Raw genomic sequence first — 15,555 nt, forward strand, 5'->3', positions numbered from 1 at the left:
CGCTGGCGGTCACTTTCGTTTGCGAACTCTGTTGCAGGTCATCATAAATCAGAAGAAATTGCAAACGAATGACCGACCATATTGAAGGTGCCGACGAGCACTTGCGATCCGAAAGTCGCAAGATGTCAGGATTCGGCAGGCGAATCTGCAAGAAGTGAATTTCAGAAACGGATGATCCCACGATGCGGGAGGGGTCGGGCGCCGCAGAGTTTGCCGTCCAAGGAGATCAACTCAGAGCCGACGTCGTGGAGATCTTTCCCCACGGCCGCGTCCTCCATTGGTGACAGTCATTGTCATCGAACAACACGACGAGCGGCGAGTCACTCGACGCTACGTCTCCGACGTCGGCATGGACGACTGCGGGCTGCGATCGCAGCCAAGCAGCGCGCCACCGAACCGACCGAGCGGTTGCCCAGCATGTTCGAAATCAGCTCGCATTCAACACAACTCGTTGATCACAATGCGCATCACGCGATGATCCGAAGTTCACCCCCCCGTAGGGCGCTGTCGGTCTGGATCCACGGCGACACCGCGCGGAAGGCGTCCACCGTCTCCCGGCAATGCGCATCGACCTGCGTGACGATGTCCGCGTCCCGACGGTTGGGGCGAACACCCTCGTACCCCGCGACGCCCGCGAGGGCGATTCCCGGCACGTTCTCACACTCCCGGGCGAGGCCCAGCGCCGCCGGGGCGTCCCGGACTCCGGTTCGCCCGCCCGGGGTCCCGACGTCGACGAGGACCCTCAGTGGATTGGCAGCGCCCCCATTCGAGGGCAATGGAGGCTTGACGAACCGTGGCGACCGTGACCCCCCACGCGCCGGCGTCCAGCTGTCTCTGGACGATGGGCCGGGTCATCGTCGTCTTGATGTGCGGGCACAGCTCGACGCCGCGGTCGCGGCACCACGCCGCCATGAGATCGACGTTGTGCTGGACCGCGGGGAGACTCAGCCGCAGCTGCGGCAGGGACTGCGCCGCGTCTCTGTCATACGTCGTGTCGCCGTCTTGGTCGACGTCGGATGGGTCATGGTGAGCCTCCGGATCCGGATAGGGCAGGGCCGCGTGATCACCTTCTGAACGGTGTGGACAGGACACTACGGCGATACAGGCCCGCGAGCAGGAACGAACTGTGTCTCCGCACCCGCAGAGCAACACATTCGGCGAGCACCGCTTCGACTGCCGACGGATGCTGCCACAGGCCGAGGCTGTCGTGTTCGTACAGTCGCCCCGTAGCCGGTGTGGCTGCCCAGACAGTAGCCCTCCGGCGCCAGCGCCCCGCCCAGGCAGGACGACACAATCGGGCCGACCGCTGCGACAAGGGTTCTACGTCCGATGTCCATCGCGAGTCACTCTCCGATGGGATCAAGCGCCGACCTGAAACTCGGGTCGGCTCGGGGCTGTTGTCGTTTCGGGGGTATGTGTCAGACTGACGACTGTCGCGACCACCGCCATCCTTCCGTATTCGTGGTCAGGCCACCTCGACGACGAGTTCAACTTCGACGGGTGCATTCAAAGGTAGTTCCGCGACGCCGACTGCCGATCGAGCATGTGCACCGGCGTTGCCGAATACATTTGCCAGCAGATTCGATGCCCCGTTGACGACGTCTGGCTGGCCGGCGAAATCGTTTGCGGACGCGACAAATCCGACCACCTTGACGATTCGCACGACCGCGTCGAGACCGACGAGAGCATCGATCGCAGCGAGAGCATTCAGCGTGCAGATCTCAGCGGCGCTCGATGCGTCCGCCACTGAAACGTCGCGGCCGACCTTGCCCGTCCGTTCGATCACACCGTCTACCACAGGCAGTTGGCCAGACGTGTACACCAGGTTGCCGGTCCGAACGGCCGAGACATACGCACCTATCGGTGCTGTGGTCGCCGGTAACGCGTACCCCAACTCGGTGAGGATGTCCGCCCACGACATCGACGGGTCCGCGTCCGATTCCGAGTTCGAACCCGCGTCGGGCGTGGTTGCGGTGGGTGGTGTCGAGGACATAGTTGCGCTCCCTGGGTTGTCGGATTCGGATCTTGGTGATGGTTGGAAAGAGATAGGAAATGCCGGCTTGCCGATCAGCACTGGCGATCGTCGCTGGTCGGCTGTTCGTCCGGAAGTGGTTCTACGGCAGCCTCTTCAGGAGAACCGGAGGCGGCGCTGTCGGCGGCATCCAGGATGGACGTCAGATGGACCGCGATGGCCAGGCGGAGCCTGGCATCCATCAAGTCGAGTCCGATGAGGTCGGTTATCTGCTTGATTCTGTAGCGCAACGTGTTCGGGTGGATATGGAGCGACTGTGCGGCACGCTTCGGTTCGCCGTAGTGCACGAGGAACGCGGCCAGGGTTGTGACGTAATCGGTTGCTCGTTCAGCGTCGTGGTCGACCAAGGGCTGGATAGGTCCTGCGCCGAGCGGTGGTTCCGTGAGCAGTGCCGCGTGAGTTCGTGCGATAACGACTTCGTGCCAGGATTCCTCATAGGTCGTCGACGGTGTAGCGGCCCGTCCTTTCCGGGCCAGTGAAATGAGTTCGGTTGCCTCCGCGCATGATCGGGAAAGATCGTGTGTCGTGTGTGCGGGTCGCCCGGCGAGGATCGACACGGTGTTGTCGTACGCGTACGCGTACGTGTCGTCGGCCAATGCCTGGAGCCACGCCCAGCTCCCTGCGGTGCGTGCAGACCCCGTGTCGGTGACCACGGCCATCGGAGTGCCTTCGATTGAGGTGAGCAGTGGTTGGGGCCAGCCGTAGCGCGTCATGACCGACTCCCACAGGTGTAGCCGGTACTCCGGTTGCGTTTCGGTGGCAGCGTCGGCCAAAGCGACGACGCGCCACGGGCCGGGCGGCAACCGCAGGTCCGTTGTGTTGTCTGGGCTGAGCAGTCCCGCGCGGAGACGGTCGACGGTCATTCTGCGTGCGGCGCCGGACTGCGCGCGCAGACGCAGGAGGTGCAGCGCGACCACAGATGCGGTTCGGGTCAGTTCGTGGACCTGGTCATCGGGGAGAGGTCCGGGATCGACGGCCCAGATGGAGCCGAGGAGCTCTCGTCCGGCGCGGATAGGGATGACCAACCGCGGAAGTACGCCGTCGGGACCGGCGTCGACCCAGATCGGCTCGTCGGATGACTGCAGTCGTCGGAACACTCCTCGGGACCGAAAGTGCCGCACGATCGGCTCCGGGACGCGGCGTCCGACGATGGTGGAGATGCGGGCCGGGTCGGCGGTGTCCTGGAGCTCGGAGTAGGCGAGCACCCGCGAATGGGCGTCCTCGATGGTGACGGGTGCGGAGATGGTGGCCGCTGCGGCGTCGGCGAAGGCGAACAGTTCACCGTAGTTGCTGGGATCGTGCTGGATCTCGGATCGTGCGAGCGTCGTGGCGTGATCGAGGATGCTGCGTGTCAACCACACCAGATGCGTCCACGAGGCCTGCGGTTGCAGTTCGATCAGACCGACGCCGAGCTCGGCGGCCGGGCCGGCCACGCCCGGGTCCTCGGCCAAGGGTGCCTTGAGGACCACGGCACAGGCCTCGGCGCGGACTGCTCGATCAATGAGTTCGACAGCGGCGGCCGCGCAGTCGACTCCGAAACCCAGGACGAGGCTGCCGGGGTGGTCGAAGGATGTGTCGTCGGCATCGGCGAGGGTGACGTCGTGGATCTGATCGCGCTGACCGGAGACGATCGGGCGAAGAAGGGCCCCGCCCAGCGAGTCGATCAAGGCGCTGACGTTGATCATCGGTTCTCCTCGGTGACGGAGGAGACTCGGCCGTGCCGAGTCTCCTGGGACCCGCCGTGCGCAGTCGCACTTCCACAGTATCGCTCGTTTGTCGGGAATCGACGGACCGAGATCGATGCGCTGGGCCGCGGGGGAGTCTCCACCTCCACAACTGATCCGGTCACCGGAGCGGATCGAACGGTGCGAGCTCGGTCGCTGTTCGGCCGGTGGTGATCGTCTCCGCGAGCAGACGTCCCGTCGCCGGCCCGAGGGTGATACCCCACATACCGTGACCGCCTGCGGCGAACACGCGGGGCGAGCGGGTTGCTCCGATCACCGGCAGGCCATCCGGCGTGCACGGACGTGAACCGACCCATTCGTCGCGACGCGCGTTGAGATCGGCGCCCCGCAACAGAGGTCGCGCGGCCTCCACGATCGCCGCGATCCGTCGCCGATCCAGTGCAGCGTCGGGTGTCTTGAACTCCATCATCCCGGCCACCCGCAAACGATCTCCGAGTGGCGTACATGCCACCCGCTGTGCCGGGAAGTAGACCGGGCCTGCAGGAACGTGGTCGATCGCGACACTGAAGCTGTATCCACGACCGGCCTGCACGGGTATGCGGACGCCGAAGTCGCGCGCAATGTCGCCGAGCCATGTTCCGGTCGCGAGTACCAGGGCGTCGAACTGTCCCACATCACCTGTGGGGGCTGAAATCCGAACGGCGCTACCGTCATCGAAGACACCGTTGACGTCAACGCCCTCGCAGATCGTGCCCCCGCGCTCTCGGATCGCATCCGCGAGGCTGTGCACGAACTCGCCGGGGTTCATGAACCGCTGACCGTGCAGTCGGATCGCGGCGCCGATTTCGTCGGACAACGACGGCTCTACCCCGCGTGCGTCGTCACCCGACAGGACGTCGAACTCGATTCCCTGACCGGCTGCACGAATGTGTTCGATCTCCTCGAGCAGGACGGTGCGCTCCGCCGGTGTCCGATACGCTGCCAGAAAGGATTTCGCCTCGTGTGCCCTCGCCTGTACACCGCTGTCCGCTAGTTCGTCGAACGCGGACAGTGCGCCTTGGTTGATCCCGACCAGGGCCTCCATCGCGGTACGCCACCGCGCCGCGGTGCTGTGCCGGGCGAATGACGCGAGAAAACGAATCAAACGAGGGTTCAATGTCGGCGGTACGTACACCGGCGAGGATGGGCTGAGCACCGCACGAACCCCGTACCGCAGCACCGCCGGCTCGGGCAATGGAGTGCTGATTCCAGGGGTGATCCACCCGGCGTTACCCCACGACGCCCCGGCCGCAATTCCCTTGCGGTCGAGCACTGTAACCTCGACACCCCGTTCCTGCAGGAACCATGCCGTGGACAACCCGACCATCCCCGCACCGACGATGCAGACCCGCTGTGGAGTCGTTGGGCAGAGCCTCATGAACGCACCTCTTCTCGAAACGTGTTTGCCGTCACACGATCATCGGGGTGTGTGGGGCGGCGAGTCACCGTGCTGTCGCTCCAATACTTCGTCGGCAGCCAGTGCTGACAGCACAATCGATGCCCTGAACAGCGGCGATGCCGTCGATGACCGTTGGGGCGGGCTGGCGCTCCATGCACGTTCCCTGCGCCCGCGGTTGCCTGTCCGGAGTTGAATGCTCTCGCCATGTTGGGGAGGTGCGCATGTCGACGGGTGTGGCTGAACGTGCCGCGCACTCCCGGGTCCCGGCAATCGGTGGGTATCTTAAAGCGCTGGTGTGCAGCGCATTTGACGCGCGGGTGTCGGATGGTTGGTGCAGTGTTGCGGTGCGGCATGGTGCCCTCGGCGAGGACGTGACCGTTGCGCCGCGCCTCGTCCACCCTTACAGTGTGATCCGCGGCACAGCGCTGGGGCGCTCGGAGCGTCGATGTGACTGCTGGGGCAGCCCACCTCTCACTTGTGCGACATCCCGGTCGCGATCGATCCCGCCCAGTCGAACCGAACCGTGTGGGTGCCGTGCGCAGGCCACCAATCGTCGTTGTGCCGCATCCATCCCAAGCAAGGAGTACCTGTGTCCGAGTACACCGAGCCCCGCGTCGCTGCGACGCCAGTTGCTGTCGCAGCCGACGAGTCACACCCGCCGGGACTGTCCCGGCAATTGTCCAATCGTCACATCCAGCTGATCGCGATCGGCGGGGCGATCGGCACCGGCCTGTTCATGGGGTCCGGCAAGACGATCTCCCTCGCGGGTCCGTCGGTGATCTTCGTGTACACGATCATCGGCACGATGCTGTTTTTCGTCATGCGCGCGATGGGGGAGTTGTTGCTCTCCAACACCTCGTACAAATCGTTCGCGGATTTTGCCTCCGATCTACTCGGCCCGTGGGCCGGCTTCTTTACCGGGTGGACCTACTGGTTCTGTTGGATCGTCACCGGTATCGCGGATGTCATCGCCATTGCGGGCTACGTCTCGTACTGGTGGGGGTCGTTGCCGCTGTGGATCCCGGCGCTCGTCTCGGTGGCCCTCCTCATCGGATTGAATCTGCCCAGCGTCAAGGCATTCGGAGAAACTGAGTTCTGGTTCGCGCTGATCAAGATCATTGCCATCGTCGGTTTGATCGTTGTCGGACTGGCAATGGTCTTCACTCATTTCATCGCCCCCGGCGGCGCCGAGGCGTCCTTCGCCAATCTGTGGAACGACGGTGGCTTCTTCCCGACCGGCATCATGGGCTTCGTTGCCGGATTCCAGATCGCGACCTTCGCCTTCGTCGGTATCGAACTTGTCGGCACCACCGCTGCCGAGGCCAAGGACCCGGAGAAGAACCTTCCGAAGGCCATCAACTCGATCCCGGTTCGCATGATGCTGTTCTACGTGGTCGCGCTGACTGTCATCATCTCGGTTACGCCGTGGCGAGAGATCGTCGCAGATCGCAGCCCGTTCGTGGCAATGTTCTCCCTCGCCGGCCTCGGCATTGCCGCTTCGGTGATCAACTTCGTCGTGCTGACCTCCGCGACGTCCTCGGCGAATTCGGGGATCTACTCGACCTCGCGGATGGTGTACGGGCTCGCACAGGAAGGTGACGCGCCCGCGGCGTTCGGCAAGCTCACCCGGCGACGCGTGCCGGCGAACGCGTTGTACCTCTCGGGTGTGTTCCTGCTTGCCGGTGTCGTGATGGTCGTGGTCGGTGGCTCGATCATCGAGGCCTTCACCCTCGTCACGACCATCGCGTCACTCTGCTTCATGTTCGTCTGGTCGATCATCCTGATCAGCTACCTCGTCTATCGCAAGCGACGTCCGCACCTGCACCAGGCCTCCACGTACAAGATGCCTGGCGGCGTCCCCATGTGTTACGCGGTGTTCGCCTTCTTCTTGTTCCTGATCTGGGCGTTCACCCAGAAGGACGACACGCTGCAGGCGCTGCTGATCACCCCGGTGTGGTTCGCCGTGCTGGGTGTGGCGTGGGCGATCGTGCGCCGCAGGCCCGCGCAAATGGCACGCGCTGCAGCCTTCCAGGACGAGACCTGCGAGGGGTGATCGCCGGCTCCGCCGCGCCGTCCCGTGCCCCGGGTCGGTGGTTCTGTGACGCGGTTGCGACACGGACCGCATCTGGTGCTGACACTGCTTAGGAAGTCTGTGCCCATGGATTCTTCGCCACCAACGCTCGCCCGCCGTGTCGACGGTCGTGGCGGCGCCGCGATTCCGACTGCGCGTCTGGGCGAGTCGGGTGGGAGGCGGTACCGGCGGGGGATTGACGGGGTACGGGCGTGGGCGGTGCTTGCGGTGCTCGTGTACCACCTCGACGAGACATGGCTTCCGGGTGGGTTTCTCGGTGTCGATGTCTTCTTCGTGATCAGTGGCTACCTGATTACCGATCAGTTGCACGGGTTGTTCTCGGAACGACGAACCATTCCTCTGCGTACTTTCTGGGTTCGCAGGGCACGTAGATTGATTCCGGCCGTGTCGGTGGTCGTCGTGGTCGCCACAGCCGCGGCCACAGTGATTCGGCCGACTCTGGTGTCCGATATCGGTGGAGAGCTGCTCGCCGCAGCGACGTTCACCAGCAACTGGTGGAACATTGTCAGCGGGATGTCCTATTTCGCCGGGTTCGGCGAGCCGTCGTTGTTCCTGCACCTGTGGTCCCTCGCGGTCGAGGAGCAGTTCTATCTGGTGTGGCCGGTCCTGTTCGTCGTCATGCGGGTCACTTGTAGTCGCTCGCTGTGCGCCGTGCTCGCGGGAGCGGGCGCGCTGGCGTCACTGGCCGCGATGATCGTGCTCTACGAGCCCGGCGTCGATGCCTCCCGTGTGTACTACGGGACCGATACCCATGCCTTCGGGTTGCTTGTCGGGGCAGCGCTGGCGCTGTCGATGCCTTCGGCGTGGGTGAGGACGATGGTGCCTGTGCGGCGTCGCGCCCTCGACACCGCGGGGTTGGTGGGCGCCGCGAGTTTGGTGGTCATGGTTGCGGTGCTGGATGGAGCGAGCCCGTTCCTGTATTCCGGCGGGTTCGGCTTGGTGACTGTCGCGGCGGGCGCCGTGGTAATAGGTGCTGTCGCTGATGGCGGTTGGTTCGCGCGAACCCTCGCTGCGCGGCCGTTGCGGTGGATCGGGTTGCGGTCCTACGGCATATACCTGTGGCATATGCCGGTCATCGTGCTGCTTCACGCTGCGGTTCCCGCGATGTCGCCGCTCGTCTTCGCCGCGACGGCGACATCGATATCCTTTGCTGCCGCTGCGTTGTCGTATCGCTGGGTCGAGGACCCGATCAGGCGGCACGGATTCCGCGGCACTCTCGTGCGGTTCACCGAGTACCCCCGCTCACTGCCCTCGTCGTCCGGCCGTGGCGTGGCGGTGGCCGTGGCCGTGGCCGCCACTACCGTCTTCACTGCGGCGGCGGGTATTGTCTTCGCCCCGCCGGCGGACGACCTGCAATCTCAGATCGCTGCCGGCCAGAGCGCGGCCCGCGCCCCGCAGACGCCATCAGTGACACCCACATCTCCGCCCGCGGGTATCCCGCTGAGGGCGGAGACTCCCGGCCCTCCGGGCAGCGGGGTGACCGCGATCGGCGACTCCGTCATGGCGGCGGCCGGACGCGAACTGCGAGAGCGCCTGCCCGGCGCGGACGTCGATGTGGAAATCGGTCGGCAGATGTGGGATCTGCCCGATCTCATTGCGCAGCTGCGCGACACCGGACGGCTCGGGAAGGTGGTTGTGATCGCGTTGGGCACGAACGGCGAATTCGACGAGTCCGCCCTCGATGCGGCACTGCGAACGATCGGGTCGTCGCGTCGGGTGATCATCATGAACGTCAGCGTGCCCAGGCCGTGGCAGGACGCGGTCAATGCCGCCCTGCGCGCCGCACAGCGGCGCTGGCCCAACACCGTGATCGTCGACTGGAAGGTCGCCACCCAGGGTGTACCAGAGGTGTTCTGGGAGGACGACACTCACCCGCGGAGCCCCACCGGGACCGGGCTGTATGTCGACCTTTTGACGCGCGCCATCGAGCAGCAGTCGCGATGAACAGCCATCACCCGGCAGGTCGCCGCCGGAAGGACCGCACACCCGCCCGTCCGAACGGCGTTCCGCAAGCTCGTGGGAGGATCGTCGATGTGCGAGGGGTGAACCGGGTGCCGACTGCGGCGCTGCGTGCTCTTCTGCTGGTCTTGACGGGGTTGACTCTGACCGTGGCTTGCAGCGCGATCCCAACGGGTAGTGGGGTCACAGACGGCGGCGAGCCCCCGGTCGGCATTGCCACCGGCCCGACCCTGTACTACCTCGACGGGACCGCGCTGCGCCCGGTGACGGCACCGCAAGGGACCGTCTGGGACGAGCCGTGGGGGAAGCTCGGCGACCTCCGCCGCGCCATCCAGATGCTCGGCCTGGGTGCCGGTCGCGACCTACGGGACGACACCCGCGAGCTTCGCAATGAGGTGCCCCGGATGGGGGCCTCACTGGCGGACATCGACGTCACCGTCACCGAGACCGTGATCACCGTGTCGGTACCGGTCTACGACCTCTCCCCGCCGGCGGTCGACCAGGTGGTGTGCACCGCCCTCGCGGTCGACGCCGCGCGCGGCAACCCAGGCCAGGGCAAATCCGTTGATATCTTGCTCCACAACGGACTATCCGGCGACAAGGTTGCTGGCCGCAAATGTCCGGTGCTGTGACCAGCTGTGCTGGCCACGACTGCACAGTAGGCGGATCTGATCACTGATCGTCAGGATCGTGCTGGACCTCGTTGAGGTTCTGGTCGGCGTTCCGGCGTAGCCGAACCACGAAACGTGCCCCGCCGCCCGGGACGTTCCCGACCTCGATGTCGCCGCCGTGTATCCGCGCGTTCTGCTGTGCGATGGCCAGCCCCAATCCACTGCTCTCGGAGCGACCGCGGGCGGTGTCCGCTTTGAAGAATCGGTCGAAGACGTGCGGCAGCGCGTCGTCTGGGATTCCGTCGCCGTGGTCGTTCACGACGACTTCGATCCAATCGCGGTCGGCGTGAAGCACGACAGTGACAGGAGGCCGCCCGTGCCGGAGCGCGTTACCGACCAGGTTCGCGATGATCACGTCGAGTCTGCGTCGATCGACTTGGGCTCGAACGTCTCTCGGTAAGTCCAGATCGACCGTGTCGTCCCAGTTGCGGGCCACCAGGGTCGCCCGAATCGCCTCCCCGACGTCCACCTCCTCGAGGATCAGCGACGCGGTGCCCGCGTCGAATCGTGACACCTCCATGAGGTCCTCGACCAGTCGAGTAAGTCGGCGGGTTTCCCGCACCAGCAGACCGGCGGATCGCGCGGCATCGTCGGGCATACGCGGGACGTCTGCCTCCAGCACGTCGGTCACCGCGAGCATCGCGCTCAGTGGGGTTCGGAGCTCATGAGAGACGTCGGCAACGAACCTGCGGGCGTCTTCCTCCAGTCGCTGCAGTTCGGCGATCGTCCGCTCGAGTTCGTCAGCGGTCTCGTTGAACGTGTGCGCCAGATCCGCCAGCTCATCGGTTCCCCGCACGCGCAGGCGTGCCGTGAGATCGCCCGCGGACAATCGCCGAGTGGCATGACGGAGATCTCGTACCGGGCGAAGTACGCCGTTGGAGGACAACAAACCCACCAGAATGGCGAACGGCACCGCGACGGCACCGACCAGCCATGCGGTCCGACTCTGCACCTGCACCTGCTGGTAGGTCGGAGCAAGATCGTGGCCGGAATACACCTCCAGCCCCGACGGCTGACTCGCGTCGCCGGGCTGCCAGATCGTCACCGGCATGCCGATCACCAACTCGGGCCCGGTCGGGGTGGAGACATACTGCACCTGTACGCGCGTGTGGTCGCGTACCGCGTCGCGGAGCTCCGGGTTGATGATGACGTGTGCCGATTCAGTGGTGGACTGCAGATCGCGGTAGGTCACCGTGGCGTTGCCCGGCAACTGTGCCGCGAACGCGTTCAGGGTTTCCTGGTCTGGTGGGTACTGCAGCTCGGGGGCGAGCGCGGTGACGCGTTGCCGCAGGTCGCGGATGGCGCGGTCCTGATCGGCGGCGAGGAGGGAATTGCGGGCGGAGATGTAGCCGGCCGTGGCGGCACTGGCTATGGCAGCCAGAGTCACCAGGATGAAGGCGATCACCAGGCGAGCCCGCAAGCCGCCGCGCCACCCGGGTAGCCGCATCCGAATCCGCATCCGCTGTTCCCGCCTAGACCGGTCCGAAGCGGTAGCCGAACCCACGCACCGTCTGGATGTAGACCGGCTGTGCGGGATTGTCCTCTATCTTGGCGCGCAGTCGTTGCACGCAGGCGTCGACCAGTCTCGAATCACCCAGGTACTCGTGCTCCCACACGGACTGCAACAGCTGTTGCCGGCTGAAGACCTGCTCCGGGGCCGCTGAGAGGGTCAGGAGCAGACGCAGCTCCGTCGGGGGCAGTATCAGCGGATCGTGATGCTTTGCCACGATCAGCGAGGAGTAGTCGATCGTCAAGTCGCCGTACTTGGCCGTGGGCGTGGATTGCGTCTCGCCGCGACGGAGCACCGCCCGGATCCGAGCATCGAGAACCCGAGGCTGGACCGGCTTGATCACATAGTCGTCGGCCCCGGCTTCGAGCCCACTGACGATGTCCACATCGTCGCCACGGGCGGTCAGCATGATGATCGGAACACTGCTGGCGGAACGAATTCTTCGGCAGACCTCGAAACCGTCCATGCCGGGCAACATGAGATCCAAGATGACAACGTCGGGCGGTTGGATCTGGAGAAAATCGAGACCCATATGGCCGGTGACGGCTCCCTGCACGACATGAGAGAGCTGACCTAGCCCCAGTCTGAGTCCTTCGCGTACCGCTTCGTCATCCTCGATGAGCAAGATCTGAGCCACAGGCACCCATTATCCAGACTCCCACCGGTACCGATACCGCCACGCCACCGTTGTTACACAGCCAAGACACGCTGCGCACGCGGACGAGACAGTACTCACCGAGACTTGAGAACATGCAGCACAACAACCCCGGAGATCGGCGGCCGCGGCACCTCTCACTCGGAAGATGACTCTGACAAAGCATCAGCCGGCGTGTTTCTCGAGCGGTCCGGTGTTGGGTCCCACCACCAGTTGGCCGCGGTGGACCGTCAACAGCCATACCGGGAGCACCGCCACACACAGCACCAGGATCACCCCGAACGATGCCACCATCGTCGCCCCGATGAACAGGCCCAGCCAGCAACTGCGGACCGCCACGACCAGCGCGCCCAGCACCGCGCCCAACGTCGGCCAACGGTACTCGGGCACGTCGAGGATGAGCATCGGGCGATCGAGGAGGAACATCGTCGCCGTCCCCGCCCCGGCCGCGACGAGCGGGGCGAACATGTTTTCCCACAGTTCGCCTTTCGGGCACCGCCCGGCGAGTTCGACGAACGCCAACGGCCCCGCCAGCGGGGTCCCGAACAGCACTCCGATCGTCGCGGACGTCGTCAGCCACACCACCCGTTTCGTCGGCACGGTCGGCCACAGCCGCGCCAGGATCCACGCCGCCCCCGCGACATTGATCGCGATCAGCGGATTCTCCGGACCCAGGCTCACACCCGCGCCGAGGGCGAGTGCCACCCACCAGCGCCAGCGAGGGGAGCGAGCGGAGCGGGATCGGGGGGCCGACCAGTCCGGCTGTCGCCGGATCGGGTCCGCCGTGACCCGGAAGCTTCCACACCAGGAGCCCGACCAGGAGCCCGACCAGGAGCCCGATCCCGGTGAGCACGGCGAAGATCCACCACCGGGCATATCCGTCGAACCCGACGAGATCCGGGATCCAGGTGTAGAGGAGATCGGTGACTCGATCGGTGACGATCACCATCGCGATCGGGATGACGGCGGCGGCCACGCCCAACGCTACGGCGTGGGTGGGGGTGTTCGCAGGCTCTCGCGTAACAGGTAGCCGAGCAGCGCCGGCACCGGCAGGAGATCGCTGGCACCGGTCACGGCACGATGACCGCCCGTCCCCGCAACGTGCCCGCGGCGAGGCGGCGGTAGGCCTCGACGCCGTCGTCCAGGCTGAAGCGCTCCACAGCGATGTCGAGGACGCCCTGGTGCGCGAGGTCGATGAGCTCGATCAGTTCGCTGCGCGAGCCCCAGTACGGCGCTGACACATTGGTCTCGAATGCGCCGGTGAAGAAGCCGACGCGGGCGGTGGCCTTGCCGTCGCCGAGTCCGACGATCGTGACGTCCGATCCGACGCCGGCGACCGCGGTGGCGACGTCGAGAGTCGGCTGGACGGCGACGAAGTCGAGGACTAAAGCCGCGCCGGCGGGGCCGGTGATCTTCCGGACGTTCGCCGCGGCGTCGGCGTCGGACAACACCGCTTCGTGGGCTCCGACCTCACGGGCGAACTGCAACTTCTCGTCGTTGACGTCGAGTGCGATCACGCGAGCCGGGGACAGATGGCGGAGCAGCTGGATCGCGACATGGCCCAGTCCACCGGTACCGATCACCACCGCGGACGATCCTGCCCTGAGCTTGCCCAGCGACCGTTTGATGGCGTGATACGGGGTCAGACCCGCATCGGTGAGAGGGACGGTCGCGACCGGGTCGAGGTCTCCGATCGGTACGAGGTGCCGAGGCGAGTCCACCACCATGAACTCCGCGATGGCGCCGGGTGCTCCGAGACCGGGCGGGTGGATACCGAGTTCCGTTGCACGCGAACAATAGTTCTCGAGTCCTTGAGCGCAGTGCCAGCAGCGGCCGCAGCCCCATGGGCCGTAGACCACCACGTTGGTGCCGACGTCGAGATCGGTGACACCGGCGCCGACGGCGGCCACGCGACCGGCGCCCTCGTGGCCGAGCGTCAGCGGCAGGTCGTAGCCGAACTGTTCCGTCGGCAGACTCATGATGAACTCGTCGGAATGACACACACCGGCGGCGGTGATCTCGAGAAGCACCTCGCCCGGCCCCGGCTCGGGTTTCGGGATGTCGACCAGTTCGGGTTCGCCGCCGATCCGGGTGTACTGAATTGCTCGCATACCGCGCTCCTTCGTCGATCGTTCGAGGAGAACTCGCCTTGCCTGTCGAGCATTCCACTACCGCGCGAGGCTCGCCTCGGTCGCCGACGAATCCTCGGCGGGTCTCGAGGAACTGCCGGCGCCGATGGTCCGTTCGATACACAATGGCGCCGACGGTGCGCCGCGAACAGGGGAGGTGGGCGCGTGGGCAAGGACACGCGTGCCGATTTGTGGTTGCGGGACTACATCACCACGACGCTGACACGAGAGCATCTGAGCGCCTTCCTCGCCTACTTGGAGGAGTCGTTCGCTGCGGATGTGCCGGAGTTGGCGTCGGACGCGGAATTGGAGCGGGATCTGCGGTCGGCGATCCGCAGTCAGTTCGGAGCGTTCCTCGAGGCCAGTGGGCCGTTGGCGGACGGCCCGGCCGCGGCCGCGGTGTCGGAGGAGACGCACGCACTGGCGCGTACCGTCGCGCAGCGGGGTCTGGAGCTGCGGGTGCTCTCGCGGATCTACCACGCCGGCCACCGCGCGATGCTGGGCTTCACGTCCGCGCTGATAGAGCAGGAGTCGTTGGACCCCGACTTCAAGATCCAGGTGCTCACCACGATGTGGTCGCAGACCGGTGAACTGCTCAACTCCATGCTCGACGAGCTTGCGGTCACCTACGCGCAGGAGCGGGAACGTCTGCTGCAGGGCGCGTTCGCGTACCGGGTGACGGCGGTGCGGGAGATCCTCGACGGCGGCGGAGACCAGACGCAGGCGTCGGCCAGGCTCGGGTATCCGCTGCAGCGGGCGCACATCGCGGTCGTGCTGTGGGCGGATGAATCCACATCGTCCGGTGGATCCCTCGAATCGGTCGTGGCGCGTCTGGCCGGGGCACGTCGCAGTCTGTCGGTGCCCTCCGGGGCGCACGGGGTGTGGGCGTGGATCGCCACCGACGACGGTGACGCTGATCCGTGGACGGTCGATCCGCTGTCGGTGCCGAAGGGGGTGCGGCTCGCGCTGGGCGAGCCGGCCGCCGGGATCGACGGATTCCGTCGCAGCCACCGGGAAGCGATTGCGGCGCAACGGATCGCCGAGTCCGGTCGCCGTCGTGCGACCGTCACGCGGTATCGCGACGTCGAGGTGGTGTCGATGCTGTCGGCGGATCCGGAGTCGATGCGGGCACTCGTCGAGCGGGAACTCGGGGGCCTGCGGGGTGAGGATGCCACCGCGGAGCGTCTCCGGGACACGCTGCGCGAAGTGTTGGCCTGCCGCGGTAACCATGAAGCCGCGGCCCGCAGGCTCGGTGTCCACAAGAACACGGTGCGGTACCGGATCCAGCAGGTGGAGGCCACGCTCGGGCGCGATCTGACGGGGCGGCACCTCGAACTCGAACTGGCGTTGGCTTGCTTCGACACCTTCGGGGGCTGACCCGCGG

The 15,555-nt window shown here is 65.9% G+C and carries 12 protein-coding genes and 1 pseudogene; 5 read left to right on the top strand and 8 right to left on the bottom strand.

Going from position 1 to position 15,555, the window contains the following annotated elements:
• Positions 1-233 precede the first annotated feature (233 nt).
• Positions 234-390: pseudogene (locus DEU38_RS29035) on the top strand (IS256 family transposase); the annotation flags it as partial.
• A 77-nt stretch (positions 391-467) separates the two neighbouring features.
• On the opposite strand, the gene DEU38_RS28030 reads toward DEU38_RS29035, so the two are convergent.
• The 4 genes from DEU38_RS28030 to DEU38_RS06885 all read right to left on the bottom strand — a co-directional run bounded on the left by DEU38_RS28030 (position 468) and on the right by DEU38_RS06885 (position 5,134).
• On the bottom strand, positions 468-653 hold the full coding sequence (locus tag DEU38_RS28030) for a hypothetical protein (protein ID WP_147283474.1): 186 nt from the start codon (positions 651-653) through the stop codon (positions 468-470).
• 812 nt (positions 654-1,465) lie between these two features.
• Positions 1,466-1,921 (bottom strand): RidA family protein, encoded by a 456-nt coding sequence (locus tag DEU38_RS06875; protein WP_114719458.1) that lies wholly within the window; start codon positions 1,919-1,921, stop codon positions 1,466-1,468.
• Between the two features lie 146 nt (positions 1,922-2,067).
• The gene (locus DEU38_RS06880) at positions 2,068-3,717 is read right to left on the bottom strand and encodes a CdaR family transcriptional regulator (protein ID WP_114719345.1); all 1,650 of its coding nucleotides are present in this window, start codon (positions 3,715-3,717) and stop codon (positions 2,068-2,070) included.
• 160 nt (positions 3,718-3,877) lie between these two features.
• Entirely contained in the window at positions 3,878-5,134 is a 1,257-nt protein-coding gene (locus tag DEU38_RS06885; RefSeq protein WP_114719346.1) for an FAD-binding oxidoreductase, read from the bottom strand.
• 610 nt (positions 5,135-5,744) lie between these two features.
• On the opposite strand from DEU38_RS06885, the gene cycA reads away from it, so the two are divergent.
• The 3 genes from cycA to DEU38_RS06900 all read left to right on the top strand — a co-directional run bounded on the left by cycA (position 5,745) and on the right by DEU38_RS06900 (position 9,838).
• Positions 5,745-7,208, top strand: coding sequence for a D-serine/D-alanine/glycine transporter (gene cycA / locus DEU38_RS06890; RefSeq protein WP_114719347.1), 1,464 nt, complete (start codon positions 5,745-5,747; stop codon positions 7,206-7,208).
• A gap of 105 nt (positions 7,209-7,313) precedes the next feature.
• A complete protein-coding gene (locus tag DEU38_RS06895; RefSeq protein WP_114719348.1) occupies positions 7,314-9,191 on the top strand; it encodes an acyltransferase family protein in 1,878 nt (625 codons plus the stop codon).
• Positions 9,188-9,838, top strand: coding sequence for a hypothetical protein (locus DEU38_RS06900; protein ID WP_147283475.1), 651 nt, complete (start codon positions 9,188-9,190; stop codon positions 9,836-9,838). The genes DEU38_RS06895 and DEU38_RS06900 overlap by 4 nt, the downstream gene beginning before the upstream one ends.
• A 40-nt stretch (positions 9,839-9,878) precedes the next feature.
• Here the strand turns inward: DEU38_RS06900 and DEU38_RS06905 are convergent, their stop codons facing one another.
• The 4 genes from DEU38_RS06905 to DEU38_RS06920 all read right to left on the bottom strand — a co-directional run bounded on the left by DEU38_RS06905 (position 9,879) and on the right by DEU38_RS06920 (position 14,153).
• Positions 9,879-11,336, bottom strand: coding sequence for a HAMP domain-containing sensor histidine kinase (locus DEU38_RS06905; RefSeq protein WP_258557662.1), 1,458 nt, complete (start codon positions 11,334-11,336; stop codon positions 9,879-9,881).
• Positions 11,337-11,349: 13 nt separating this feature from the next.
• Positions 11,350-12,024 carry a response regulator transcription factor gene (locus DEU38_RS06910; protein ID WP_114719350.1) on the bottom strand — a complete coding sequence of 225 codons (675 nt, stop codon included), beginning with the start codon at positions 12,022-12,024 and terminating at the stop codon, positions 11,350-11,352.
• Between the two features lie 183 nt (positions 12,025-12,207).
• The gene (locus DEU38_RS06915; RefSeq protein WP_258557663.1) at positions 12,208-12,747 is read right to left on the bottom strand and encodes a chloride channel protein; all 540 of its coding nucleotides are present in this window, start codon (positions 12,745-12,747) and stop codon (positions 12,208-12,210) included.
• Between the two features lie 365 nt (positions 12,748-13,112).
• Entirely contained in the window at positions 13,113-14,153 is a 1,041-nt protein-coding gene (locus DEU38_RS06920; RefSeq protein WP_114719351.1) for an NAD(P)-dependent alcohol dehydrogenase, read from the bottom strand.
• 183 nt (positions 14,154-14,336) lie between these two features.
• On the opposite strand from DEU38_RS06920, the gene DEU38_RS06925 reads away from it, so the two are divergent.
• The gene (locus DEU38_RS06925; RefSeq protein ID WP_114719352.1) at positions 14,337-15,548 is read left to right on the top strand and encodes a CdaR family transcriptional regulator; all 1,212 of its coding nucleotides are present in this window, start codon (positions 14,337-14,339) and stop codon (positions 15,546-15,548) included.
• Positions 15,549-15,555 lie beyond the last annotated feature (7 nt).

The organism is Rhodococcus sp. AG1013 (assembly GCF_003350365.1).
Lineage (GTDB): Bacteria > Actinomycetota > Actinomycetes > Mycobacteriales > Mycobacteriaceae > Prescottella.

Excerpts from the sequence above, each read along its gene's own strand:
- DEU38_RS06875 (WP_114719458.1), bottom strand. The coding sequence starts at position 1,921 with ATGTCGTGGGCGGACATCCTCACCGAGTTGGGGTACGCGTTACCGGCG.
- DEU38_RS06880 (WP_114719345.1), bottom strand. The coding sequence starts at position 3,717 with ATGATCAACGTCAGCGCCTTGATCGACTCGCTGGGCGGGGCCCTTCTT.
- DEU38_RS06885 (WP_114719346.1), bottom strand. The coding sequence starts at position 5,134 with ATGAGGCTCTGCCCAACGACTCCACAGCGGGTCTGCATCGTCGGTGCG.
- DEU38_RS06895 (WP_114719348.1), top strand. The coding sequence starts at position 7,314 with ATGGATTCTTCGCCACCAACGCTCGCCCGCCGTGTCGACGGTCGTGGC.
- DEU38_RS06900 (WP_147283475.1), top strand. The coding sequence starts at position 9,188 with ATGAACAGCCATCACCCGGCAGGTCGCCGCCGGAAGGACCGCACACCC.
- DEU38_RS06905 (WP_258557662.1), bottom strand. The coding sequence starts at position 11,336 with ATGCGGATTCGGATGCGGCTACCCGGGTGGCGCGGCGGCTTGCGGGCT.
- DEU38_RS06920 (WP_114719351.1), bottom strand. The coding sequence starts at position 14,153 with ATGCGAGCAATTCAGTACACCCGGATCGGCGGCGAACCCGAACTGGTC.